The following is a 26,122-nucleotide window of genomic DNA, read 5'->3' as shown; positions in this document are numbered from 1 at the left end:
ATTTAAGATTTAGCAAAGGATTAATAATATTTTGAAATTATTAGCGGTAAGAGTGAATTTTAATAAATAAAACGGACCAAGCACTTTGACTTAAATGCCCTTCCATTCTGCTGATAACTCACTGGATTTTACCTAAATCCTGATATGCAATAACGCGGGATTCAAGTTAACCTTCAATACCGTGGGCCTATCAAGACATTTATCTCAAATTAAAACACGAACAAATCGCCTGGTTCATTGAAGCCGATAACGACTATCGGCTCAACGTTGTGTGTCTTAACCAGCGTTAAGCAGACTATTTCACATGTTGCCAAACCGTAGGTGGGATTTTATCATAAAGCTTATTCATTGTGAGTTCAGCCAGGCGATGGTCTGCCGCTGAGTAAAATAATTCCAACTCATCATCGGAAAGCTCATACTTATTCTTTTCAATTACACGTTCCAATGTATCAATAGTCGTACATTTTCTTAAACGCATCAGGTAGTCAGTTTTTGTCATGGTGGTTTTTCTTCTCGATATACAAATTAATATAGGGAAACTATCCCTTAAGTTTTCATCAGGGTACAGATGTATTCTCCTGAGAAAAGTCTGAATAAACGCTCTTTGGTTTTTTGCCAGCGCCGCAATTCAGGATCATTGATCCCGTAACTACTAAACAAAGTATATGTATCGTCTAAATATTCTTCCACTAACTCTGAAAGGTCGCCGTCATCCGGGTATTTTATTTTAAAACTCATCACAAATGAAGCTATATGCTCGATCAAATCATTGAGTTGCAGATTTACGGCAGATGTTGGGTCATTTACCCACCCATGATGGCTGTCGCCAAGGGTAGCAATGCCTTCATCATACAAGTTCTCACATAGAAACTTCAACTGGGCAATGTCATGCCGTTTAGGCGAGTACTCATCCATATCATCCCCTCCGTAAAGTCTTAATTCGGTGTTGATAACACAATGTGAGTAGATAGATAATCATATAAACGTAGAAGCTTATCGTTAACGTAAATAAACTTGTCTTGATATGAATATAAATCATTTCTTCGCTCACCGCGCAACTTTATTACTTAATCTTACAATTCGTCAGCGGTTGAGGGCCTGTCATTGTTAATTATATCAAAAGTGATTTTTTCTGGATGTACAATAAATGTTACAGCACGGGTTAAGGATTCTTCAGTATTGATATCCAAACAGGGGTTAAAGATATGCCATTGATAACAGTAAGTCATTGAATAACAGTTATCTTCTACGTGAGAAATATCAAGAATTTCTAATGAACCCGCCGTGTACCTGGCATTTTCCGAATAATACATTAAGCCGGAAACCAAACTTCCTTCAATTTCACGGATATTATTGCTGATAACACTCTTGAGTAATGAAATCGCGTAACACCCTGAGGTGAAGTCCCCAGCTATTTCATTGTTCATTAATTGTCCGCTCATGGTGGCAAGATTAATTCATTCCTGTATCGCTATTGTAACAAAAAATGCTTTGGCATTTGTTTTTCAGCAACTACGAGCATGATTTGAATCAAAAAAATCAAATTTAATGAGATTTTTTCAACTAATACTATCAGCTACATGTTGTGATGTTATTTGACGCACTTGCTTTCAATAACACGCTCTTCCTATAAAATAACGCAGTCTAAATAGGGTTCTTCATATTTAGGGTTATTACTCACGATTAATTTAACTACTCTCTATTAACCTAGAATGCTCAGCGGGTTTGGTCAAGAGCAGGGGAGGATATTACCTGTTTTCTATTGTGTAATTTATCGTTTTGCGAGCATTACCGAACAATGTTGAGGTTAGAATACCAAAACCCTGCCTGACCTCACCAGTGGAGTAACAGTAAAAATTGTTTAATTTACTGTTACTAAGCATGTTTGCGCTGTCTGGTTTGCCATTAGCGGCAGGTTTGCTTCCGTTTACTGAGGGCGGTGGGGCTAGCGTGCTAAAACTTGTTACTTTTAAAACCCGTCAATCATGATGTTTTCTTGAATTTAATAATTTTATGTGATGTTATAATGTATCACATAAAAACACATGCTCTGTTCTACTATGAATAAACACGCTTTCCTTACCCGGTTAACCCTGCCTTCCTACTGGACATTGTTCTCACTTTCGTCATTACAGCGTATCAGCGGAGTCGCCTTACTTTGCTTGCTGCTGTGGGGAGCTATTTATTGGGCGAATATATTGCCATGATAAAGTTGAGAAATATTGAGATTGGATATGATCGGCATGCACTTACCCCGCCAATTGATGGTGGTTTTACTGCCGGGTCTCTCACGGCCATCATTGGGGCAAATGGAGCGGGTAAATCAACCCTACTTAAAACATTGGCAGATTTACAACCCGCAGTGATGGGGGAAATAACTTTTACCGGAGAAGTGCACCCTCAAATAGCCTATCTCCCACAGCAAGCTGAGTTAGATAAACAGTTCCCCATTGTCGTTCAGGATGTCGTGGCGATGGGGGGCTGGCCACAAAGTGGGCTACTAGGGGGCATTAATCATCAATCACGGCAACGAATCAAAAAGGCATTAAACACCGTCGGTATGCAGGAAATGGCGCGCCAACCCGTTGGTGAGCTTTCTGGCGGGCAGTTGCAACGGGTGCTGTTTGCCCGTCTTTTAGTGCAACAGGCACAACTGATATTACTGGATGAGCCTTTTACCGGTATTGATAGCCAAACCGTGCGGCTGTTACTCGATGTTATTCATCGGTTACAGGATGAGGGGCGGACAATTATTGCTGTCTTACACGATATGTCGATGGTCGCTGAGCATTTCCCCCGCGCCTTGTGGTTGGCACCTCTTGGTAACTGTTGGGACTCATCTGCACAGGTTCTGGCGCAATGGCATCACTGCCACAGCTCATCTTGCGCACTCTCTTCTCTGGCTCCTCAACCCGAACAGCAAAGGGTTATCAACTGATGACATTGTTCCATTTATTTGCTGATCCTTTTGTCGATTTTGGCTTTATGCGGCGGGCATTAGTCGCCTGTCTGGCTTTGTCACTCAGTTCAGCTCCTTTAGGGGTTTTCTTGTTATTACGGCGAATGAGCCTGGTGGGGGATGCCCTATCTCACGCGGTATTGCCGGGAGCGGCTATCGGTTACCTCATTTCAGGAATGTCACTGGTGGCAATGGGCGTGGGTGGGTTTATTGCCGGATTAGCGGTTGCTATGTTGTCCGGCTGGGTCAGCCGACGAACACTATTAAGAGAAGATGCCAGCTTTGCCGGTTTTTATCTGGGCTCGCTGGCGTTGGGGGTCACGCTGGTCTCTCTACGTGGCTCGAGCATGGATCTGCTTCATGTGTTATTTGGTTCTATTTTGGCTGTTGATGTCAGTGCCATGACCATGGTCGGCGTTATTACGACGGTTTCGATGTTGGCTTTAGCGGCGATTTATCGCGCACTGGTGATTGAGTCATTCGACCCTGTCTTTCTACGGGTCAGTATGGGGCGCTGGCTGATGGTGGTCCACGCTCTGTTTTTATCGCTGGTGGTTATCAATCTGGTCGCCGGATTTCAGATTCTTGGCACCCTGATGTCGGTAGGATTAATGATGTTGCCTGCTGCCAGTGCCCGTTTTTGGGCCAAAAATCTCCCTCATACATTAGGTATTGCCATGGCCATCGGCATAGTTGCCAGTTTTGTCGGCTTGTTGTGGTCTTATTACGCCTCGTTACCTGCCGGGCCGGCAATAGTCCTTAGTGCCAGCCTGATTTTCTTTGTATCTATTCTATTTGGAACGCGTGGTGGTGTTTTAGCAACCGCGCGCCGTTAAGAAGTACCGGTCGTTAAAGGAGAGTTAAATGAAGCGTTTACCTATTAGTTTGGCGGTAGCTGCCCTACTGTCTAGCCCATTGGCGATGGCAAAAACTGTTGAAGCTGTAGCCAGTTTTTCTATTTTAGGCGATATCGTCCAGCAGGTGGGGGGCGAGCATGTCAATGTGGTGACATTGGTCGGCCCGGATGGGGACCCCCATAGTTTTGAACCAATGCCGAAAAATAGTAAACAGTTATCTAACGCTGATGTGGTGTTTATCAGCGGGCTAGGGCTTGAAGGGTGGTTGGAGCGTTTGATCAGTGCTTCTGGCTATAAAGGGCAGGTCGTTGTCGCCTCTACCGGGATCGATACGCGTAAAATGGATGATGAGGGAAAGAGGGTGACGGACCCCCACGCATGGAACAGCATGGCGAATGGTATCAAGTATGCCAACAACGTAATGAATGCATTGATTGTCGCCGATCCTGAGGATGCTGATTATTTCCGTAAACGTGGTGGAGAATACATTCAGCAATTGGAAAAACTGGATATTTATGCGAAAGCTCAATTTGCCACGATCCCGATGGATAAGCGTAAGGTCCTGACCAGCCATGATGCTTTCGGCTATTTTAGCCAAGAGTATGGGGTTAACTTCTTATCGCCCGTCGGATTCTCCACTGAGGCTGAAGCCAGTGCCAGCGATGTAGCCGCGCTAATTAAACAGATCAAACAAGAGAAAATAAAAACGTATTTTATTGAAAATCAGACTGATCCGCGTTTAGTAAAACAGATTGCCGCAGCCAGTGGTGCTAAAGCTGGTGGGGAGCTTTACCCTGAAGCCTTATCTGCAACCGGTGGCCCGGCAGCAACCTATGCTGAAGCTTTTAAACACAATGTAGATACCATTGTGAACAGTATGAAGTAACTATAAACCAATAAACAAAGTGGCTAGCGCTCAGTCTTTGATTTTGGTCAGAGGCTGAGTACTTGACCTTGGTTGATAACTCTCTTCTTTAACATGAAAAAGCCCCGTTGGGCAGCAACGGGGCTTATCAATACCATCAACTGATGGGCTAAAGACCAAATCAAAATCAACGCTTCTTATGAGTCCCTCCCTGAACCGCTTTGAAACGTGGGTTACTTTTACAAATAACGTATACCCGACCACGACGATGAACGATTTTACAATCGGGATGACGGTTTTTAGCTGAACGTAATGAACTCAATACTTGCATAGTTAACTCTCAGGATTAGCTGGCTTTTTTAGTCAAGAAGCGACCAAAACGTTGATTGAAGCGCGCAGTACTGCCTTCTTTGGAGAACTCTTTTTGTTTACCGGTGTAGTACGGATGTGAGGCTGAGGAGATATCCAGCGTGACATAAGGATAGGTCTGCCCATCGCGCTCAATGGTGCGTGCTGTGGCAATGGTGGAACCCACGGTGAAATAGGTATCTGCGCTGGTGTCGTGAAAAACCACTGTCCGGTAGTTAGGGTGGATGCCAGGTTTCATAAAAACTCCAATTGTTATGTTATACTATAACAATAATTATGCGCTATTCACTTTTGAGTTTCAAGTACAGAAAATAAAAAACCCGCAAACCTAAGTCTGCGGGTTTTCTTAATGATGTATTTCATCAATTGTGGTGACGTAAGGTTTACTTGGCCTTATGGTCAACCGCATGCGAGTGTTCTACATCTTCGCTTTTTCGACTAAAGCGACGGCGAACCACCACGAAGAAGACCGGAACAAAGAAGATAGCCAGTACAGTCGCGGTTACCATCCCGCCCATAACACCTGTACCTACCGCATTCTGTGCACCAGAACCTGCACCACTACTGATAACCAGTGGCAGAACCCCTAGAATAAAGGCTAATGACGTCATCAGAATTGGTCGCAGACGCATACGTACTGCTTCCAAGGTTGATTCCACCAAACCTTTCCCTTCTTTGTCCATTAAGTCTTTAGCAAACTCAACAATCAAGATGGCGTTCTTGGCCGATAGTCCGATAGTGGTCAATAAGCCTACCTGGAAGTAAACGTCGTTATTGAGCCCACGCAGAGAGGCCGCCAGTAACGCGCCCACAACACCCAGCGGTACCACCAACATAACTGAGAATGGAATCGACCAGCTTTCATACAGCGCAGCCAGACATAAGAACACCACAATCAGTGAGATGGCATACAACGCGGGAGCCTGGTTACCTGACAGACGTTCTTGATAAGACATGCCGGTCCAGTCATAACCGATGCCGCTTGGCAATTTAGATGCCAAGTCCTGCATCAGGTCCATTGCCTCACCGGTACTTTTACCCGGTGCTGCCTGACCCAGAATTTCCATGGATGGCAGACCGTTATAACGTTCAAGTCGAGGTGAGCCGTATTCCCATTTCGCGGTGGAGAAGGTATTAAACGATACCATCTGACCGGCGTTGTTACGGACATACCACTTATCGATATCACCCGGTAACATACGGAAAGGCGCATCAGCTTGTACATAAACTTTCTTCACACGACCACGGTCGATAAAGTCGTTTACGTAACTGCCGCCCATTGCTGAACCGAGCGTGGTATTGATATCGGAAATCGAAACACCAAGAGCCTGTGCTTTTTCCTGATCAACTTCCACTTTGAACTGAGGTGTATCTTCCAGTCCGTTCGGCCGCATACCGACCAGCATATCTGAGTGTTGCGCCGCCATACCGAGCAGTTGGTTACGCGCTTCAGTTAATTTCTGATGGCCGACGTTACCCTGATCAATTAACTGGAAGTCAAAGCCGGTAGCAGTACCCAACTCCACAATCGCTGGCAAGTTAAAGGCGAAGACCAAACCGTCTTTGATTTGCGAGAAGGCAGCAGATGCGCGGCCGACAATTGCTGGAACTTTGTTCTGTTCTCCCGGACGCTCATCCCAGTTTTTCAGACTGACGAATGCCAGACCCGTGTTCTGACCCTGACCACTGAAACCGAAGCCGTTAACGGTAAATACAGAGTTAACCACGTCTTTTTCTTTGTCGAGATAATAGTCAGTAACCTGATTTAGCACTTTCTGAGTACGTTCTTGCGTCGCACCCGCAGGCATTTGCACCATGGTCAGGAATACACCCTGATCTTCTTCTGGTAAGAATGATGTCGGCAAGCGTAGGAACAACACGCCCATACCAATCACTATCAGCAGATAGATCAGCAGATAACGGCCAGTGCTGCGCAAAATGTTGGCAACGCTGTCAGTGTAGTGATGGGTGCTTTTCTCGAACATGCGGTTAAACCAACCGAAGAAGCCGGTACTCGGCCCATGTTCACCTTTGGTGATAGGTTTCAGCATTGTCGCGCACAGTGCGGGTGTCAGAATCAATGCCACCAGAACCGAGAGCACCATGGCTGAAACAATGGTGATAGAGAACTGACGATAAATCGCCCCGGTTGCGCCGCCAAAGAAGGCCATCGGGATAAATACTGCCGACAGTACCATCGCGATCCCCACCAATGCGCCCTGGATTTGCTCCATAGACTTTTTGGTGGCTTCTTTCGGCGGTAGCCCTTCTTCCTGCATCACACGTTCGACGTTCTCTACCACCACGATGGCGTCATCTACCAATAGACCTATCGCCAACACCATCCCGAACATCGTTAGGGTGTTTATCGAATAGCCAAAGGCGGAGAGAATAGCGAAAGTACCCAGCAATACGACCGGTACTGCAATCGTTGGAATCAATGTTGCCCGGAAGTTCTGCAAGAACAGATACATTACCAGGAACACCAAAATGATGGCTTCAACCAGTGTTTTAACCACTTCGTTAATAGAGATTTTAACGAATGGGGTGGTGTCGTACGGATAAACCACTTTCAACCCATTCGGGAAGAAGGGTTGTAATTTCGCCAGTTCAGCTTTTACTGCAGCAGAGGTGTCCAGGGCGTTAGCACCGGTTGCCAGTTTAATACCGATACCTGCCGCAGGTTTACCATTATAACGGGCGATGATGTTATAGCTTTCAGCACCCAGTTGAACGATAGCCACATCTTTCAGGCGAACCTGCGAACCATCAGTATTCACTTTCAGCAAGATCTGGCTGAATTCTTCTGCGTTGGTTAAACGGGTCTGCGCAATGATTGATGAGTTCAGCTCTTGACCAGGTACGGGTGGAGTCCCCCCTAACTGGCCTGCTGCGACCTGATTGTTCTGTACTTTAATGGCATTAATAACATCAACCGGTGTCAGTTTGAAATTATTCAGTTTATGCGGATCCATCCAGATACGCATTGCGTATTGGGAACCAAATAACTGAACGTCACCCACACCGGCGGTACGGCTAATTGGATCTTTAACGTTAGAACCCACATAGTCCGCGATATCTTCTTGTTTCATGGTGCCGTCTTCAGAAATAAAGCCGGCAACCATGAGGAAGCTACTACTGGACTTTTCAACGCTCACGCCCTGCTGCTGCACTTCTTGCGGCAGTAATGGCATAGCTAATTGCAGTTTGTTCTGGACCTGAACCTGAGCGATATCTGGGTCAGTGCCTGAGTTAAAGGTCAACGTCAACTGAACGTTACCGGAGGAATCACTGCTGGAAGACATATACAGCAGGTTATCGATACCGTTCATGTTCTGTTCGATAACCTGCGTAACTGTATTCTGAACAGTAGTCGCATCGGCGCCAGGATAGTTGGCGGAGATTGTAATTGCCGGTGGCGCAATGGTTGGATATTGCGCAACGGGTAATTTCATTATCGCAAGTGCACCAGCCAACATCAGAATGATGGCGAGAACCCAAGCGAAAATAGGGCGATCTATAAAGAACTTAGCCATGAATTACCGGCTCCTTTTAAGACTTCTTCGCTGTATCAGCCGGAGCTGCTTTTTGCGCCGGGTCAGTAACTTCCTGCACTTTTACCTGCACGCCCGGTCTGATTTTCTGCAAGCCGGAAACAATCAGGCGGTCGCCTGCTTTCAATCCTTCAGTAACCAACCATTTATTACCAATGGCCTGATTAGCAACCAGCGTGCGCATTTCAACTTTGTCATCTGCGCCGACAACCATAGCAGTAGCTTCGCCACGTGGGTTACGCGTCACACCTTGTTGAGGCACCAACAGTGCATCAGGTCTGACACCTTCATCCAAACGGGCACGAACAAACATGCCAGGCAGCAGCGCCTCGTTCGGGTTAGGGAAGATGGCACGGATAGTAATTGAACCGGTCGTTTCATCGACGGTGACACCAGAGAATTCCAGAGTACCGGTTTGTGCGTATTCAGAGCCGTTTTCCAGTAACAAGCGAACCTTGGCCTTGCCGTTTTCTTGCTTGAGCGTGCCATCAGCCAGCTCTTTTTTCAGGCGCAAGAATTCATCGCTTGATTGAGTCACATCGACATACATCGGATCAAGTTGCTGAACTGTGGTCATTGCCGTTGCCTGACCACTGGTCACCAATGCACCTTCAGTAACTGAAGATTTACCGGTACGCCCACTGATTGGCGACGTAACCTGAGTATATGCCAGGTTAATACGCGCTGTTTCTACCGCCGCTTTTGCTGCCAGAACACTCGCATTAGCTTGCATTGAGTCAGACACAGCCTGGTCATACTCTTGCTTACTGATGTAATTGGTACCCAGTAATGGTTTGTAGCGATTCACTGTCAGGCGGGCAATTTCAGCGGCAGCTTGTGCTTTCGCTAAATCACCTTTGGCGCTGTCATAAGCGGCCTGATATGTGGCTGGATCAATTTGATAAAGTGATGTTCCGGCGGTGACATCACTGCCTTCAACATAGTTACGTTTAAGAATGATCCCGCTAACTTGTGGGCGAACTTCTGCAACACGGAATGCGGACGTGCGGCCCGGTAGTTCGGTTGTGATATTCAGTGGTGCTGCTTTCAATGTCACAATACCGACTTCAGGTGCCTGTTGAGCATGGGCTTGCGCCGCATCTTTATCATTACATCCTATAAGTACTAAGCTGCCTGAAAGTACCAGAATTGCAGCCAGAGGCATTACCCCTCTGTTTTTGCTCATAGATAAACCTCAAGTGTCCGATTTTTAATTTAATTCAATGGATCACAAGCTTTAAAACCCATTGCTGCGTAAATTATATGTGCGTGCTATGGTACATACATTCGTGAATGTATGTAAATCGCACCCCCTCGAAAAAACAACGCTATGGCACGAAAAACCAAACAGCAAGCCGAAGAGACCCGGCAACAAATTCTTGATGCCGCAGTGCGGGAGTTTTCTGCGCATGGCGTTTCCGGCACTTCACTTACTGATATTGCCGCCGCCGCAGGCGTAACCCGAGGCGCAATTTATTGGCACTTCAAGAATAAGGTAGACCTGTTTAACGAAGTTTGGGAGTTATCAGAGTCTAAAATTGATCAGCTCGAATTAGAGTATCAGGCAAAATATCCCGATAATCCACTCCGCATCCTGCGTGAAATACTCATCTATGTTCTTGTTTCTACGCGTGAGGATTGCCGACGCCGTGCACTAATGGAGATTGTATTCCATAAATGTGAGTTTATCGGTGAGATGACCTCAGTCCATGACGCGCGTAAAGTTCTTGATTTAGCTAGTTATGAGCGAATTGAATCGGTTTTGCAAGACTGTATTGATGCAAATCAATTGCCCGTCAACCTTGATACTCGTCGAGCTGCGATTATCATGAAAGCTTATATTACAGGTTTGATGGAAAACTGGCTCTTTATGCCAGAAAGTTTTGATATAAAACAAGAGGCACCGGTATTAATTGATGCCTATCTGGAGATGCTAGGCCATAGTCTTTCGTTGCGAAAAGGGTTAAATAACAAAGCATCGGATTAACTGGAGGTTTATATGAGTAGTTCACTGGTTGTGATTGCGAATGGGGCCGCCTATGGCCATGAGTCATTATTTAATGCTCTGCGTTTATCTATTGCGTTAAAAGAACAACAAGCCGATCTCGATTTACGCCTTTTTTTAATGTCTGATGCCGTCATTGCTGGTCTTAACGGGCAACAACCACGTGAAGGTTACAATTTACAGCAGATGCTAGAGATTCTTACAGCACAGAATGTTCCGGTTAAATTATGCAAAACTTGCGCCGATGCCCGTGGTGTGACTGGGTTAACGCTGGTTGATGGTGCAGAAATCGGTACTTTGGTTGAGTTGGCTCAATGGACGTTAGCCGCTGATAAAGTTCTCACGTTCTAAGTAATAAGGGGATTATTACTCTTCCCTGAATCAACTGATATTGCTGGTTGTTACATCCTATTCAACAACAACTGCGTAACAGCCCGCATTATTACAGCTATTCACGCTCTGAAAGATTTTTCTTATTATGACTCGAGACTGAACGTGATAGGATTTCAGCCTCTCTGTTGAAATGAAGTTCAAATATGAGCAGCAGATCCCATAATCAATATTCTTTACCCTTATCCATGCCAGTCATGACGTCAGTGGGGGCATTTTTATTACGCCTTCAGACAATGCTTATCCTGCTTATAATTGCCTTTATATCTTTGCCATCGACTTTTGCATCTGGAATCAATATTGATGTGCCGACCCGCACTGAGGTATTAAGCCAACTGGATACACTATCAAAACAAAAAATATTGTCGCCAGCGGAAAAGTTATCACAGCAGGATCTGACTAAAACGTTGGAATACCTTGATACCATTGAGCGTACCAAGCAAGAGGCCAGTCAACTTAAACAACAACTGGCACAAGCTCCCGCAAAATTACGGCAGGCGACAGAGGGGCTGGATGCGCTTAAGAATAGTACCGCTGACCCGCTGACCCGGGAGTCATTGGCGAATTATTCGCTGCGCCAATTGGAATCACGTCTAAATGAAACGCTGGATGATTTACAATCAGCTCAGGAAGACCTCTCCGCTTATAATAGCCAGTTAATTGCCCTGCAAACTCAGCCCGAACGGGTGCAGAGTGCAATGTATAACGCATCAATGCGTTTAATGCAGATTCGCAATCAACTCAATGGATTAGCGCCAAATCAAGAGGTTCTGCGTCCAACCCAGCAGCAAGAGTTATTGACTGAGCAGGTGATGTTAAATGCGCAGTTGGATTTGCAACGTAAAAATCTGGAAGCTAACACCACCTTACAGGATTTACTGCAAAAACAACGGGATTACACTACTGCGCACATAAACCAACTGGAGCGCTACGTACAGCTACTGCAAGAGGTGGTCAGCGGCAAACGATTAATCCTATCAGAAAAAACAGCCAAAGAAGCGCAAGCACCTAATGATGCAACTGATATTCAAAATGATCCGTTAGTTAGCCGAGAACTGACGATTAACAAAGAATTAAGTCAGCGCCTGATTAATGCCACGAAAGAAGGCAACACCCTGGTACAACAGAATATCAGAGTTAAAAACTGGCTGGATCGCGCGCTGCAATCGGAACGTAACTTAAAAGAACAAATTACCGTATTACGCGGTAGCTTGTTGCTTTCGCGTATCTTGTATCAACAGCAGCTCAATTTACCGGCTGCGGGTTTGATAACCAATATGGGGCCACGTATTGCTGACTTGCGCTTGGAGCAATTTGAAATAAATCAGCAACGTGACCAGCTATTCCAGGGGGATGACTATATCCAAACCCTGATGAATGACAGTAAAGAGAAGATCAGTCCTGATGTAGAAGACGCGCTGGGGCAAATTGTTGATATCCGCCGTGAGCTACTGGATCAGTTGAATAAACAGTTGGGTAACCAACTGACATTGGCTATCAATCTGCAAATTAACCAACAGCAGTTGCTCAGCGTCAATGAATCACTGCAACATACTCTGACACAGCAGATTTTTTGGGTCAGTAGCAATAAACCGATGGACTGGTCTTGGCTAAAAGCCTTACCGGGCGCACTTAAAGCTGAACTGAGCAATTTTCACTTTACCCTGTCACCGGGGGATGTGTTAGCGGGGTTGATCAAATCAGTGGTGTTCTTACTACCCATGTTGATTGTGGTGGGGGTGATCCGATCACGCTATAACATCATTAATAAACATTTGGATAGGTTGGCGGCTGACGTCGGGCAACTCAAGCACGACAGCCAAATGCATACGCCAAATGCCATTATGCTCACTTTACTGAAAGTCTTGCCTGGGGCCTTAATTATCCTAGGTATTGGCTATTGGTGCCTGCGTTCAGACTTTAATCTTAGTGATTTCCTCTGGAGCTTATTCCAACGTTTGGCGCTGTTCTGGCTAATATTTGATCTGACCTATCGTATGCTCTCGCCAGGGGGAATTACCGAGCGACACTTTATGATTGCGGCTGACCGATGCGCGCATTATCGCCGCCAAATGGTGCGATTAGGGGGGGCATTGTTGCCGGTGATATTCTGGTCGGAACTGGGAGAGAAAAGTCCACTTCGATTGGTCGATGATGTCATCGGGCAAATTGTTATTGTTATTGCATTGGCACTGCTGGCCCTGTTTGTCTATCCATTCTGCCGCGATAGTTGGCGTGAAAAAGATTCCCATGCGGTGCGGTTGGTGATTGTGACTGCGGTTGCGGTAACCCCCATCATATTGATTGGCTTAATGATGGCAGGATATTTTTATACGACACTGCAACTGGCTGGTCGCTGGATTGATAGCCTGTACTTATTGTTCCTGTGGAATATCGTTTACCTGACGGCAATTCGAGGTTTAGGGGTAGCCGCGCGGCGTTTGGCCTATCGTAGGGCCATTGCCCGGCGGCAAAGTTTGGTGAAAGAGGGGGCTGAAGGTGGTGAGCCGGTTGAAGAGCCGCCATTAGCCTTGGACCAAATTAACCAACAGTCATTACGCCTGACAACGATGGCGCTCTTCCTGATTTTTGCCACTTGTTTCTATTGGATTTGGGCGGACCTGATAACGGTTATTTCCTATCTGGACAGTATCTCTTTGTGGCATTACACCTCAACAGTCGCTGGTGCTAGCGTCGCGCAGGCTGTGACCTTGGGGAATATGCTGGTGGCTTTGATGGCATTGGTGGTTGCCTATGTTCTGACTCGTAACTTGCCGGGCTTACTTGAGGTTGTGGTATTGTCGCGCCTGCAACTGCGCCAAGGCACTTCTTATGCCATCACCACCATTCTGACTTATCTCATCACGGCGGTCGGTGGGATAACCGCGTTAAGTTCGCTCGGTGTTTCGTGGGATAAATTGCAATGGTTAGTGGCGGCATTGTCTGTTGGTTTGGGGTTTGGCTTGCAGGAAATCTTTGCCAACTTTGTATCCGGTTTGATTATTCTGTTTGAGCGGCCCGTTCGTATCGGCGATACCATTACCATTGGTACTTTTTCGGGGAATGTCAGCAAGATACGCATCCGTGCGACGACAATTACCGATTTTGATCGTAAAGAAGTCATTATTCCGAACAAAGCATTTGTTACCGAGCGCCTGATCAACTGGTCACTGTCAGATACCATTACGCGCATCATCATTAAAGTGGGTGTCGCCTATGGTTCTGATCTGGCGAAAGTAAAAGATGTACTGTTACAAGCCGCCCATGAGAATCCACGAGTTATGGTTGATCCTGAACCGCAAGTCTTCTTCCTAAACTTCGGTTCCAGCACTCTTGATCATGAGTTACGCCTGTATGTTCGTGAATTGAGAGATCGCAGCTATACGGTGGATGAATTGAACAGGGCTATTGATAAGTTATGTCGTGATAATGACATTAATATCGCCTTTAACCAGTTGGAAGTGTATCTGCACAAACCAGATGGTACCGAGATTCAGGAAGTCAGTCGCCCGCTTGATAAACAGGGCTTACCGGCTGAGCAATCGGAATTGGGAGATACTAAGCCTGACTTACCGGATATCAATAAGCCGCTTGCTTAAGGTATTAGGCTGTATAGGCAGTAGCGCACCATTACTGATGGAGTCTCTACAGGTCGGGTAATATACCTGCATCACTAAGGCGACACGTTAGTGTATCGCCTTGGCTAAACAGCAGAAGTGATATCTTCAATCTGAGTTTTGACGGCGGAGCTTACGCTGATAATCAAGTTGCACGATCGCTAACGCCGCCAGTGCTGTCTCGGGCGCTATCTCATTGCATTCCAGCAGATAGATAAGATCTACTGCCAGTTGCAGTTCTGGTGGAGCTTTTTCAACTGACATAATCTGACCAACATTTGATTTGCAGTTAATCGGGAAGTCGGGTGTGAATATCGTACCTGGGTTCCACCTGACCTGATTCAACCTATATACCCACTAGATTTCAACATGCTGGAAAGCGGTAAGCCAGGTAATCCCGATTAACTGACACCAGTCAGTAATTCGGGTGAACGCAAGCCGTCAACATCTGCACTTGAAAGAGGGCGGGCATAAACATTATAGAGAACTATTTGCTGTCGGAATCTCAATGATTCAAAAAATGTGACAAATATTCAAAAACCGTTCTCTTTTTTCTCAATACTGCGTTCTATTCTTATCAACGCCTGCCGGCAGCGCATTAGGCGCCCCTCGAGTGCCGCTAGCTCTTTCTGTATTTTCTGCTGCTCAGATAACAAACTTTGCTTACCAAGTTGGCTCTCTCTATCCTGAATCATGGCCAATATTCGCCGTTCATAATCTTGATGTTCAGCCAGCTTATGGTAAGGGTCCAATTTATTATCCCGAGGTTCAGGATTGGATTTTCTTAATTTTTGTGTCGCCAATTCTCTTTGCAATGCAGAAATCTGGGCAACCAGTTTTTCAGCGAGAAAAGCAACCTGTTGTGTGCGATTATCAGCAACCACCTGCTTTAGTTGTGCCATATTTTTACGTATTTCCTGTAGATAATCGCGGAAACGGTTGCCATGATTACCAAACAGCTTTAGATCAAAACGGGCTTGCTGAGAGGGAATGTTTGCCTGAGGGCCAACTTGCGCTGACAGCGCTTCAATTTGACTTTCAAGCACCTGCAATAATTTTTCCGTACTCATGGCGCTTCTCCTTGGCATTTCCCGCCAGCTTGCCTTCGAATGGCGGCAGATACAAGCTTGGAGGAGGGTAAATAAAATAGATACCGACGTCTGGTGCAAATAATGGCAAGAATATCTATTGATGATGTTCAACGCATGGGTTAATGATAACGCTTTATTAAAGTGATGATAAAGGGAGCTTATGTCTCGTTGGTTTTTGATAACCTTGGGTTGGCTGGCGGTGATATTGGCAACGTTAGGTGTCGTGCTTCCTCTGTTACCCACCACACCGTTTTTGCTGTTGGCCGCCTGGTGTTTTGCACGATCCTCCCCGCGATTTCATCACTGGTTGCTCTACCGTTCATGGTTTGGTAGCTATATACGTACCTGGCAACAACATCGAGCATTGCCTGTGGGCACTAAATGGAAGGCAATACTGGTTACCATACTTACATTTGCTGTTTCACTTTGGTTGGTGAAAATCTGGTGGGTGAGAGGCATATTACTTATTATGTTAACCCTACTGTTGACCTTTATGTGGCGAATGCCAGTTATTGACCTATCGCAACAAAAACGGCGCTGAGCAATTCACACTAGTTGCATTTTAGTGCCAGTTTGCATAGATTTGAGCGTTTTCGTGCGCGGGGTAATCCCTCGTTGCATCCTTAATGTTAAGGATGCAGTGACTTAAACTATCGGAGTATTATCGATAGTGAGACTAAGTTACTCAGCCGATGCCATTTAACATCGACTGGCCGCGCTTAAGTATGTACAGCAGTTTTATCAGGCACAAATTATGACCGCTACTGCACCTAATACAGCACAACAGCTTCAATATATTAAAGACAGTATCAAAACCATCCCCGATTATCCAAAAGCGGGAATACTGTTTCGTGATGTGACCAGCTTGCTAGAAGATCCATTAGCCTATGCCGCTAGCATCGAATTGCTGGTAGAGCGCTATCTGGGTAAAGGCGTGACCAAAGTAGTGGGTACTGAAGCTCGCGGCTTTCTGTTTGGTGCTCCGGTAGCCCTGTCGCTGGGTGTCGGTTTTGTTCCGGTGCGTAAACCCGGTAAATTACCGCGGGAAACTATCAGCGAAAGCTATGAGTTGGAGTATGGCACGGACAAACTTGAGATCCACACCGATAGCATTAAACCGGGCGATAATGTCTTAGTGATTGACGATTTGCTGGCTACCGGCGGCACAATCGAGGCAACGGTTAAGCTCATCCGTCGGCTGGGTGGCGTCGTGACTGACGCTGCATTTGTGATTGATTTACCTGAATTGGGCGGCGAAGCGCGTCTGACTCAGCAAGGTATCACTTGCTATAGTTTGGTCTCGTTCAGCGGGCATTGATTTTATCCCCAAAGAATGTGGAGTTGCAGATAGGCTGCAAGTGAATATATCCCGATAAACTTACCCAGGTAGATGATTTGGGTGAATGAAAGCAGCCAACAGCACTCTGGACTGAAAGATGGTAGGCATAACAATCTGGTGGTCATCAACCGTGACCGTCAGATTATTCGATGAATATCGGGAAAATATTATCAATGCAAACTGCCATTCACTTATTAGAGTGGCAGCGAATAAATACGTGAAGACTCGCCCCATGGGTGATAACCCAATCCAGTAAAAGTAAAACCATACTTTTCGTAGAACCCGATATGGTCAGTACATAAATGTAGTGTATCAAAACCTAATTGTTTGGTTTCTTTAGCAATATGCCTGATCAGTAATTCACCATAAGCATACCCCCGGTGTTGCTCTTCAATATAAAGCGCACATAACCAAGGGTACAGATCCATACGGCTAATAAAATCATTGGTGATTAATCCAGCGCAACCAATAATTTCATTATTCATTTCCATCAAATACCATTGAGGTAAAGGATTTTTAGCTGCAATACAAAGACTGATGCAATCCTGATAAAGCATTTTAGTCTCTTCCGTGGCCCACTTATTCTGAAAATAGCGGATAGATTGATCTTTATACTCAGGGTGACTTCTCACCGAGATGATTCTTATCATTATTGTTTTCCTAACGCACTAATTATACTCACTATTTTTGGTAGAGATCCCAGCGATTACCGTAAATATCTTCGAATACAACCACCATGCCATATTCCTCTTTGCGAGGTTCTTCGCAGAATGTCACTCCTTTTGATTTCATCAACTCATAATCACGCCAGAAGTTATCTGTCTCAAGAAAAAGGAATACTCGACCACCGCATTGATTACCAATAAACGCAGTTTGATGGTCATTGGATGCCCGAGCTAGCAATAAACGACACTCACTGTCTTCTGTCGGCGAAACCGACACCCAACGTTTCCCTGGTTGTGCCTCATCTTCTCGCAGAAAAAAACCTAACTTTTCGGTATAAAATTCAATCGCTTTATCGTAATCATCAACGACGATAGCAATATAGCCCATCCCTCTTTTTTTACTTGTCATAAATCCGTCCATTGTTAATTGACCAAAACTGGGTGCCGCTGATTATTAACTATAACTTCTTGATAGCCTAGGCATCGGCACTGATTGAATACCATGCAAAATCCAGCAGTCAGGGAAGCAACTTTACACTCTGCTAATCTCCGTTACCTGTCAGAGCAAATTTCCGATCGTACTAAGGCCGGTATTTCACAATAGATTGCCAGCATAACATCCAGATTGTGGAATAAAAATGAACAGGCCACCGTTGTAAAATTCATTGCTGGCAATATCGATTCTTTCAACATGGGGGAGAGTCAGAAAGGAAATAAGAACGGGATTATTACGGCATCGCAGGGTACAAAGAATCGACAACTCTACTTCCACAAAGTAAATTTGTGGGAATGACGATGGGCGTACTGGTACACTAAGATTCAACCTGTAGCTATTCGGGTTAATGTGTTCAAAAACAAACCACTTAATATATGTAGGTTAAATAGTGGTTTTTTTACTGGTGATTAAATTATTCTTTATAAATCAATGATGAAGTATTAATGAGCTATCAGGTCCTTGCCCGTAAGTGGCGCCCCCAAACGTTCGCAGACGTCGTTGGTCAGGAGCATGTCCTGACGGCGCTGGCTAATGGCCTTTCATTAGGGCGAATTCATCACGCCTATCTATTCTCCGGCACCCGTGGCGTTGGCAAGACATCGATTGCACGACTATTAGCCAAAGGTCTTAACTGCGAAACCGGCATTACAGCGACGCCTTGCGGTACCTGTGCTAACTGCCTGGAGATCGAACAAGGCCGTTTTGTTGACCTGATCGAGATAGATGCCGCCTCGCGCACGAAGGTAGAAGATACCCGAGAACTGCTGGATAACGTTCAATATGCTCCAGCCCGTGGCCGCTTCAAAGTGTACTTAATTGATGAAGTGCATATGCTGTCGCGCCACAGTTTCAATGCGCTACTAAAAACTCTTGAAGAGCCGCCAGCTCATGTGAAATTCTTGCTGGCGACTACGGACCCTCAGAAACTGCCGGTGACTATCCTTTCCCGCTGTTTGCAATTCCATCTCAAAGTGATTGATGTTGAGGTTATCCGTGGGCAGCTTGAAAAAATATTGCTGGCAGAGCAAATCAGTAGTGATGCGCGAGCATTGCAATTACTGGCACGGGCGGCCGATGGCAGTATGCGAGATGCGCTTAGTCTGACAGATCAGGCCGTTGCGATGGGCGATGGGCATGTGACGACAGCTACAGTCAGTCAAATGCTGGGAACGCTGGATGACGAGCAACCCTTGGCGATTATCGAGGCGCTGGTCAGTGCTGATGGTGCGCGGGTGATGGCTCAGGTAGAACAAGCGGCATCACGTGGTGTCGATTGGGAAAACTTATTGGTCGAAACCCTAAGTTTGCTGCACCGCATTGCGATGGTGCAACTGCTGCCATCAATGTTGGATAATCACTATGCGACGGTTGAGCCTCGGTTACGCGAACTGGCCCGCACATTGCCGCCTACAGATATCCAGCTATATTATCAAATACTGTTAATGGGCCGCAAAGAGCTGGCTTATGCGCCGGATCGCCGCATGGGGGTTGAAATGACCTTATTGCGAGCGTTAGCTTTTCATCCTAAAGCGATAATTGCCGAACCGCAGAGTGTATCTGTCAGTGCGCCAGCAGCGATTGTGGCTAACAATGCACCGCAGCACTCCCCAAATACGCAACAGCCCGCATCTACTCACTCAGGGCCACCGCAAGATGTACCACCGCTAGGGCTTGCCGCTGAAGTGAGTACTCAGCTGCCAGATTCTACTGCGCAGCTCCTTCAGGCACGGACCCAGTTGTTGCGACAATCCGGGACAACCACACCAAAAAAGAATGAGCCGGCAGCGCCAGGAAAAGCGCGGCCGGCAACCTCGGCACTGGAGCGTTTAGCTTCGGTGACTGAGCGTAGCCAGCAGCGTCTGGCCGCTAAATCAACCGAAGAAAAGAAACCGGCGAAGAAAGAAGCTTATCGCTGGACCGCGCAGAATCAGTCTGAGGTCGTAGCTGAGCCAGTTACCACGCCTAAGGCGTTGCGCTCTGCGTTAGAGCATGAAAAAACACCAGAGCTTTCTGCCAAATTGGCTGAAGACGCCATGGTGCGGGATCCTTGGGCGGCAGAGATAGATAAGCTACATGTTCCGAAATTGGTACAGCAACTTGCGTTGAATGCATTTAAAGAAGAAATAGAACCGGGTAATATTTGCCTTCACCTGCGTTCTAGCCAGCGGCATTTAAATTCGCCTTCGGCACAAAAGGCGCTGGCTGATGCATTGAGTGAATTACACGGTAATGCTGTCACACTTAGCGTTATCGAAGATGACAACCCGGCGGAGCGTACTCCGCTGGAATGGCGGCAGGCCATTTATGAAGAAAAGCTGGCACAAGCACGCCAGTCGATTATTGCGGATAATAATATTCAGACACTGCGTCGTTTCTTCGATGCAGAATTGGATGAAGAGAGTATCCGGCCGGTTTAACCGCTGCGGTAAGTACATGGTGTACTGACGCGGCCCCTTGCTATGAGAGATGACTATGTTTGGTAAAGGCGGTATTGGCAATTTAATGAAACAAGCCCAGCAGATGCAGGAAAAAATGCAGCAGATGCAGGAAGAAGTCGCCAAATTGGAAGTTACCGGTGAATCTGGCGCGGGCTTGGTAAAAGTAACCATCAATGGGGCGCATAACTGCCGCCGGGTTGAAATTGACCCAAGCCTATTGGTTGAAGAAGATAAAGAAATGCTGGAAGATTTGATTGCTGCGGCATTGAACGATGCAGCGCGTCGTATCGACGAAACGCAAAAAGAGAAAATGGCTTCGGTCTCCAGTGGTATGCAATTACCACCAGGCTTTAAGATGCCGTTCTGATGCAAACCAGTCCACTCCTTGAGTCATTAATGGAGGCGTTGCGCTGCCTGCCGGGCGTTGGCCCGAAATCAGCGCAACGTATGGCATTCCAACTGCTACAGCGTGATCGTAGTGGTGGAATGCGGCTGGCGCAGTCGTTGACTCGTGCGATGTCCGAAATCGGTCACTGTGCTGATTGCCGTACATTTACCGAGCAAGACCGTTGCACTATCTGCTCCAACCCACGCCGGCAGCAGAATGGCCAACTCTGTGTGGTCGAAAGCCCGGCAGATATCCATGCTATTGAACAAACCGGCCAGTTTGGTGGGCGTTACTTTGTGTTGATGGGGCATTTATCTCCCATGGATGGCATTGGCCCTGGCGATATTGGTTTGGATTTGCTGGAAAAACGGCTTGAAACTGAAACTATCACTGAAGTCATTTTGGCAACTAATCCGACCGTAGAAGGGGATGCCACTGCCAACTATATCGGCCAGATGTGTGGTCAGTATGGCGTATTAGCCAGCCGTATTGCTCATGGCGTACCCGTAGGCGGCGAACTGGAAATGGTTGATGGTACGACATTATCGCACTCACTGGCTGGGCGTAATCCTATTAAGTATTGATCCCATTCTTTACTGTGGGCGACAGTCTTGTTATTGATTATCTTACGAATAAATTCGTTAGGGATAATAAGTCAATCGCCCTCGATTCTCTGTTTTTTTCTGTCCTCATACTTGAAACTTTCACCTATTGGCCCCATCTGATACTCATTGTTCGATTTTATGTACCTGTCGGTAATTTGGATTGAGGTAATTAATGAGTATGAAAGGTCAAGAAACCCGTGGATTCCAGTCTGAAGTAAAACAACTCCTCCATTTGATGATTCACTCGCTTTATTCCAATAAAGAAATTTTCTTGCGCGAGTTGATCTCTAATGCCTCTGATGCGGCAGACAAACTGCGTTTCCGCGCGCTGTCTAATCCTGAATTATTTGAGGGCGACGGTGAGCTGAGAGTGCGTTTATCTTTTGATAAAGAAAAGCGTACTTTGACTCTAAGTGATAACGGCATCGGTATGAGCCGTGACGAAGTTATTGATAATCTTGGTACCATCGCGAAGTCAGGGACTAAAGCATTCCTTGAGTCTATTGGTTCAGATCAAGCCAAAGATAGCCAATTAATCGGCCAGTTTGGTGTCGGTTTCTACTCCGCATTTATCGTGGCAGATAAAGTCACCGTTCGTACCCGTGCCGCCGGTGCGCCTGCTGATGCTGGCGTATTCTGGGAATCGGCAGGCGAGGGTGACTACACCATCGCGGATATCACCAAAGAAGAGCGTGGTACAGAGATAACCCTGCATCTGCGTGAAGGTGAAGACGAGTATTTGGATGATTGGCGCTTGCGCTCAGTCATCAGTAAATATTCAGACCATATTGCTTTGCCAGTTGAAATTCAAAGCAAAAACGAAGAAGACGGCACGGTCACCTGGGAGAAAATCAATAAAGCTCAGGCATTATGGACGCGCGGCAAAGCAGAGATTACTGACGACGAATATAAAGCATTCTATAAACATATCGCGCATGATTTCACCGACCCGATGAGTTGGAGCCATAACCGCGTTGAAGGTAAGCAGGAGTATACCAGCTTGCTGTATATCCCAGCTCAGGCCCCGTGGGATATGTGGAATCGCGACCATAAGCATGGTTTGAAACTTTACGTGCAGCGCGTGTTCATTATGGATGATGCTGAGCAGTTCATGCCGAATTACCTGCGTTTTGTTCGTGGTTTAATAGATTCTAATGATCTGCCGCTGAACGTCTCGCGTGAGATTCTGCAAGACAGCCGCATTACTCAGAATCTACGTAGTGCGCTGACTAAACGTGTGCTGCAAATGCTGGAAAAACTGGCTAAAGATGATGCTGAGAAATATCAGCAGTTCTGGCAGCAGTTCGGTATGGCGCTTAAGGAAGGCCCGGCGGAAGACGGTAGCAATAAAGAAACTATTGCCAAGTTACTACGCTTTGCTTCAACCCATACCGACAGCTCAGCGCAGACAGTGTCTTTGGAAGATTATGTCAGCCGTATGACTGAAGGGCAGGAGAAGATTTATTACATCACTGCTGACAGCTATGCTGCGGCGAAGAACAGCCCTCATCTGGAACTGTTCCGCAAAAAAGGCATTGAAGTCTTGCTGTTATCTGATCGCATCGATGAATGGATGATGAGCTACCTGACCGAGTTTGATGGTAAAGTTTTCCAGTCAGTCAGCAAAGCAGATGACTCACTGAATAAGCTGGCAGATGAAGAGCGTCCAGATCAGCAAGAGGCCGACAAAGCGCTGGAGCCATTCGTTGAGCGGGTTAAAACCCTGCTGGGCGAACGCGTGAAAGATGTCCGCCTGACGCATCGTTTGACGGATACGCCAGCGATAGTGACGACTGATGCCGATGAAATGAGTACGCAGATGGCGAAATTGTTTGCTGCTGCGGGCCAACAGGCACCAGAAGTGAAGTATATCTTTGAATTAAATCCTGAACATAGCTTGGTTAAACGCGCTGCTGATGTGACTGACGATGCTCAGTTTGCTGAATGGGTAGAGTTATTACTGGATCAATCGCTGCTAGCTGAACGGGGAACATTAGATGATCCTAACCAGTTTATCCGCAGAATGAATCAGTTATTAACGGCTTAATTGAGTAATAGAACGCCTCAGATAGATGTGTTATCTGGGGCGTTTTTTTATTTATTTTCAATGGGTTATTTTTTTATTTCTCCTGGATGTCATTGATTCTCTCCTGCTAACCGGCCTCGCGCGCCTTGAGCCAACCCCCCTGAAAATGGTATGGTTGCTTGTTTTCCGCAATTTCGATTTTTTTAAGAGCTTATCCCCGTTGGCGTCATTGTTGCAGCCAGTTTGAACATGGACAGCGCGGAAGAACCGGAGCGTACACATCGTACGTGAGGATTCTGAGCACTGCCTTGGTTCAAAATGGCAAATAAAATAGCCCTAATGGGATAGGCTCTAAGTAAAAACACATAGAAAAACTACATAGCAAGGGGATTTACGCAATGCGTATCATTCTGCTGGGCGCTCCGGGCGCTGGTAAGGGTACTCAGGCTCAATTCATCATGGAGAAATACGGTATTCCGCAAATCTCTACTGGTGATATGTTGCGCGCCGCTGTAAAAGCAGGTTCTGAGTTAGGTCTGAAAGCGAAAGAAATAATGGATGCCGGCAAACTGGTTACTGATGAGCTGGTTATCGCATTGGTTAAAGAGCGTATCACCCAGGACGATTGCCGTGATGGTTTCCTGTTAGACGGGTTCCCACGTACCATTCCTCAGGCTGATGCCATGAAAGAAGCCGGTATCAAGGTTGATTATGTGCTGGAGTTCGCTGTACCAGACGAGTTGATTGTTGAACGCATCGTCGGGCGTCGAGTACATGCTGCTTCAGGCCGTGTTTACCACATTAAATTCAACCCACCTAAAGTTGAAGATAAAGATGATGTAACAGGTGATGAACTTACTATTCGTAAAGACGATCAGGAAGCCACTGTTCGCAAACGTCTGATCGAATATCATCAACAAACTGCACCACTCGTTTCTTACTATCGTAAAGAAGCTGATGCAGGCAATACGCAATATTTTAAGCTGGACGGAACCCGTAAAGTAGCAGAAGTCAGTGCAGAACTGGCGACTATTCTCGGTTAATTCTGGATGGTAAGATAGCTAAGGCGGCCTAAGGTCGCCTTTCTCGTTTTACGGATCTCGTTGAAGGCTTATTCGTAAGCTCGAATAATAAGCGTAATATCCCCCACAAGGATTTTGCATCATGCAAAGTAAGCTCGGCGTATTAATGGTCAACTTGGGGACACCGGACGCCCCAACACCGCAAGCAGTAAAACGCTATCTGGCTGAGTTCCTGAGTGACAGCCGGGTGGTTGATACTTCCCCGTGGCTGTGGTGGCCTCTGTTACGTGGTGTCATTTTGCCTATTAGATCTCCTCGCGTGGCTAAATTATATCAATCAGTCTGGATGGACGAAGGATCACCGCTATTGGTCTATAGTCGACGGCAGCAGAAAGCATTGGCGGCACGTATGCCAGAGATCCCGGTTGAGTTAGGTATGAGTTATGGCTCACCAAATCTGCCAGATGCTATCGATATGTTATTAGCCCAAGGTGTGACTAAGCTGGTGGTTTTGCCGCTTTATCCGCAATATTCCTGTTCAACCAGTGCCGCTGTGTGGGACGCTGTTGCCCGTATTCTGAAAGGATATCGTCGGTTACCATCAGTTTCTTTTATCCGTGATTATGCCGAACATCCCACCTATATTTCGGCATTACAGCAAAGTGTTGAACGTGCTTTTGCGCAGCATGGCAAACCTGACAGACTAATTCTTTCCTTCCATGGTATTCCTAAGCGCTATGCTCAACTGGGGGATGATTATCCACAACGCTGTGAAGATACCAGCCGCGCGTTACGTGGCAAATTGGTGTTGCCAGCCGAAAATATCATGATGACATATCAGTCTCGCTTTGGTCGTGAACCTTGGTTAACGCCTTATACCGACGAGACATTAAAAAGTCTCCCTGCTCAAGGTATTAAGCATATTCAGCTGATCTGCCCTGGTTTCTCTTCCGATTGTCTTGAAACACTAGAGGAGATCAAGGAGCAGAACCGGGAGATTTTCATGCACGCCGGGGGCGAGAAATTTGAATATATCCCTGCGTTGAACGACGATGAGGGGCATATTGATCTGTTAGAACAATTGGTAAAACAAGAGATTGTTCAACTATCTCTTAATTCGTAATTTTTATGTATCGATTGGTATATTAATGATATGTGATTACATATTTGCCTACTCCTTTCTCTTGTAATGCCTGTTTAGATGTATGAGAATTAGGTTTTTATAAACAATAGGCATGTAAGAATGTGACTTAAATATTTGTTTTTATTGGGTTTTTAAGTTGAGCAAAAGACAGGAATTTTAGAGCAGTGCATTGGTAGCTGTTAAGCCAAGGGCGGTAGCGTGATTTTATTTTTCACGATTTGAATTTATATATTTTTGAGAGATATACTCTGTATTATGAGAGATAAAAATAATTGAGTATCTTTAGCAATCA

General features: G+C 46.1%; 25 protein-coding genes and 1 other annotated feature. Of the genes, 14 read left to right on the top strand and 11 right to left on the bottom strand.

Annotated features, from left to right (window positions below; all coding sequences use genetic code 11):
• Positions 1–295 precede the first annotated feature (295 nt).
• The 3 genes from ymoA to V2A85_RS10505 all read right to left on the bottom strand — a co-directional run bounded on the left by ymoA (position 296) and on the right by V2A85_RS10505 (position 1,427).
• Positions 296–499 (bottom strand): expression modulating protein YmoA, encoded by a 204-nt coding sequence (gene ymoA / locus V2A85_RS10515; RefSeq protein WP_002208622.1) that lies wholly within the window; start codon positions 497–499, stop codon positions 296–298.
• Positions 500–546: 47 nt separating this feature from the next.
• A complete protein-coding gene (gene tomB / locus V2A85_RS10510) occupies positions 547–915 on the bottom strand; it encodes an Hha toxicity modulator TomB (RefSeq protein ID WP_083159993.1) in 369 nt (122 codons plus the stop codon).
• A 158-nt stretch (positions 916–1,073) separates the two neighbouring features.
• Positions 1,074–1,427: a hypothetical protein gene (locus V2A85_RS10505; protein WP_420071376.1), complete on the bottom strand. Its 354-nt coding sequence runs from the start codon at positions 1,425–1,427 to the stop codon at positions 1,074–1,076.
• A gap of 776 nt (positions 1,428–2,203) precedes the next feature.
• Between V2A85_RS10505 and V2A85_RS10500 the strand changes: the two genes are divergently transcribed.
• Genes V2A85_RS10500 through V2A85_RS10490 form a run of 3 tightly spaced genes read left to right on the top strand, consistent with a single transcriptional unit; the run spans position 2,204 to position 4,702 of the window.
• Entirely contained in the window at positions 2,204–2,938 is a 735-nt protein-coding gene (locus tag V2A85_RS10500) for a metal ABC transporter ATP-binding protein (protein ID WP_420071375.1), read from the top strand.
• On the top strand, positions 2,938–3,795 hold the full coding sequence (locus V2A85_RS10495; protein WP_420071378.1) for a metal ABC transporter permease: 858 nt from the start codon (positions 2,938–2,940) through the stop codon (positions 3,793–3,795). The genes V2A85_RS10500 and V2A85_RS10495 overlap by 1 nt, the downstream gene beginning before the upstream one ends.
• A gap of 28 nt (positions 3,796–3,823) precedes the next feature.
• Complete coding sequence (locus V2A85_RS10490; protein WP_420071374.1) at positions 3,824–4,702, top strand: metal ABC transporter substrate-binding protein; 879 nt, start codon at positions 3,824–3,826, stop codon at positions 4,700–4,702.
• 166 nt (positions 4,703–4,868) lie between these two features.
• Here the strand turns inward: V2A85_RS10490 and ykgO are convergent, their stop codons facing one another.
• The 4 genes from ykgO to acrA form a co-directional block, all read right to left on the bottom strand.
• Entirely contained in the window at positions 4,869–5,012 is a 144-nt protein-coding gene (gene ykgO, locus V2A85_RS10485) for a type B 50S ribosomal protein L36 (protein WP_038402146.1), read from the bottom strand.
• Between the two features lie 15 nt (positions 5,013–5,027).
• Positions 5,028–5,288 carry a type B 50S ribosomal protein L31 gene (locus tag V2A85_RS10480; protein ID WP_372558208.1) on the bottom strand — a complete coding sequence of 87 codons (261 nt, stop codon included), beginning with the start codon at positions 5,286–5,288 and terminating at the stop codon, positions 5,028–5,030.
• Positions 5,289–5,433: 145 nt separating this feature from the next.
• Positions 5,434–8,586 carry an efflux RND transporter permease AcrB gene (gene acrB / locus V2A85_RS10475; RefSeq protein WP_372558209.1) on the bottom strand — a complete coding sequence of 1,051 codons (3,153 nt, stop codon included), beginning with the start codon at positions 8,584–8,586 and terminating at the stop codon, positions 5,434–5,436.
• A 16-nt stretch (positions 8,587–8,602) separates the two neighbouring features.
• The gene (gene acrA, locus V2A85_RS10470; protein WP_372558210.1) at positions 8,603–9,790 is read right to left on the bottom strand and encodes an efflux RND transporter adaptor subunit AcrA; all 1,188 of its coding nucleotides are present in this window, start codon (positions 9,788–9,790) and stop codon (positions 8,603–8,605) included.
• Between the two features lie 144 nt (positions 9,791–9,934).
• Between acrA and acrR the strand changes: the two genes are divergently transcribed.
• The 3 genes from acrR (at position 9,935) to mscK (ending at position 14,598) form a co-directional block, all read left to right on the top strand.
• Complete coding sequence (gene acrR / locus V2A85_RS10465; RefSeq protein ID WP_372558211.1) at positions 9,935–10,591, top strand: multidrug efflux transporter transcriptional repressor AcrR; 657 nt, start codon at positions 9,935–9,937, stop codon at positions 10,589–10,591.
• A gap of 12 nt (positions 10,592–10,603) precedes the next feature.
• Positions 10,604–10,960 (top strand): DsrE/DsrF/TusD sulfur relay family protein, encoded by a 357-nt coding sequence (locus tag V2A85_RS10460; RefSeq protein WP_083159977.1) that lies wholly within the window; start codon positions 10,604–10,606, stop codon positions 10,958–10,960.
• A gap of 185 nt (positions 10,961–11,145) precedes the next feature.
• Positions 11,146–14,598, top strand: coding sequence for a mechanosensitive channel MscK (gene mscK / locus V2A85_RS10455; RefSeq protein WP_372558212.1), 3,453 nt, complete (start codon positions 11,146–11,148; stop codon positions 14,596–14,598).
• Between the two features lie 126 nt (positions 14,599–14,724).
• Here mscK and rsmS read toward each other — a convergent pair whose 3' ends face one another.
• On the bottom strand, positions 14,725–14,880 hold the full coding sequence (rsmS, locus tag V2A85_RS10450; RefSeq protein ID WP_050086075.1) for a pleiotropic regulatory protein RsmS: 156 nt from the start codon (positions 14,878–14,880) through the stop codon (positions 14,725–14,727).
• A gap of 269 nt (positions 14,881–15,149) precedes the next feature.
• Positions 15,150–15,686: a primosomal replication protein PriC gene (gene priC, locus V2A85_RS10445; protein ID WP_372558213.1), complete on the bottom strand. Its 537-nt coding sequence runs from the start codon at positions 15,684–15,686 to the stop codon at positions 15,150–15,152.
• Between the two features lie 181 nt (positions 15,687–15,867).
• Here priC and V2A85_RS10440 point away from each other — a divergent pair, with 181 nt between their 5' ends.
• Both V2A85_RS10440 and apt read left to right on the top strand, forming a co-directional pair.
• Positions 15,868–16,248: a DUF454 family protein gene (locus V2A85_RS10440; protein WP_372558214.1), complete on the top strand. Its 381-nt coding sequence runs from the start codon at positions 15,868–15,870 to the stop codon at positions 16,246–16,248.
• A gap of 213 nt (positions 16,249–16,461) precedes the next feature.
• Complete coding sequence (gene apt, locus V2A85_RS10435) at positions 16,462–17,025, top strand: adenine phosphoribosyltransferase (protein ID WP_083159969.1); 564 nt, start codon at positions 16,462–16,464, stop codon at positions 17,023–17,025.
• 215 nt (positions 17,026–17,240) lie between these two features.
• Here the strand turns inward: apt and V2A85_RS10430 are convergent, their stop codons facing one another.
• Positions 17,241–17,696 (bottom strand): GNAT family N-acetyltransferase, encoded by a 456-nt coding sequence (locus V2A85_RS10430; protein WP_372558215.1) that lies wholly within the window; start codon positions 17,694–17,696, stop codon positions 17,241–17,243.
• A 31-nt stretch (positions 17,697–17,727) separates the two neighbouring features.
• Positions 17,728–18,120: a VOC family protein gene (locus V2A85_RS10425; protein ID WP_372558216.1), complete on the bottom strand. Its 393-nt coding sequence runs from the start codon at positions 18,118–18,120 to the stop codon at positions 17,728–17,730.
• 530 nt (positions 18,121–18,650) lie between these two features.
• Between V2A85_RS10425 and dnaX the strand changes: the two genes are divergently transcribed.
• The 6 genes from dnaX (at position 18,651) to hemH (ending at position 25,809) form a co-directional block, all read left to right on the top strand.
• Positions 18,651–20,624: a DNA polymerase III subunit gamma/tau gene (gene dnaX / locus V2A85_RS10420; RefSeq protein ID WP_420071373.1), complete on the top strand. Its 1,974-nt coding sequence runs from the start codon at positions 18,651–18,653 to the stop codon at positions 20,622–20,624.
• Positions 19,955–20,018, top strand: a sequence feature (DnaX frameshifting element). Its footprint overlaps the gene before it by 64 nt.
• 55 nt (positions 20,625–20,679) lie before the next feature.
• Complete coding sequence (locus V2A85_RS10415) at positions 20,680–21,012, top strand: YbaB/EbfC family nucleoid-associated protein (protein WP_019081276.1); 333 nt, start codon at positions 20,680–20,682, stop codon at positions 21,010–21,012.
• The gene (gene recR, locus V2A85_RS10410; RefSeq protein WP_083159961.1) at positions 21,012–21,617 is read left to right on the top strand and encodes a recombination mediator RecR; all 606 of its coding nucleotides are present in this window, start codon (positions 21,012–21,014) and stop codon (positions 21,615–21,617) included. The genes V2A85_RS10415 and recR overlap by 1 nt, the downstream gene beginning before the upstream one ends.
• A 199-nt stretch (positions 21,618–21,816) precedes the next feature.
• Positions 21,817–23,685: a molecular chaperone HtpG gene (htpG, locus tag V2A85_RS10405; RefSeq protein ID WP_372559842.1), complete on the top strand. Its 1,869-nt coding sequence runs from the start codon at positions 21,817–21,819 to the stop codon at positions 23,683–23,685.
• Positions 23,686–24,062: 377 nt separating this feature from the next.
• A complete protein-coding gene (gene adk, locus V2A85_RS10400) occupies positions 24,063–24,707 on the top strand; it encodes an adenylate kinase (protein WP_083159957.1) in 645 nt (214 codons plus the stop codon).
• Positions 24,708–24,825: 118 nt separating this feature from the next.
• Positions 24,826–25,809 carry a ferrochelatase gene (gene hemH / locus V2A85_RS10395; RefSeq protein ID WP_420071377.1) on the top strand — a complete coding sequence of 328 codons (984 nt, stop codon included), beginning with the start codon at positions 24,826–24,828 and terminating at the stop codon, positions 25,807–25,809.
• Positions 25,810–26,122 lie beyond the last annotated feature (313 nt).

The sequence above is a fragment of the Yersinia sp. 1252 StPb PI genome, from assembly GCF_048593885.1.
Classification (GTDB): Bacteria; Pseudomonadota; Gammaproteobacteria; order Enterobacterales; family Enterobacteriaceae; genus Yersinia; species Yersinia enterocolitica_E.
This window is presented reverse-complemented; position numbering and strand designations above follow the sequence as displayed.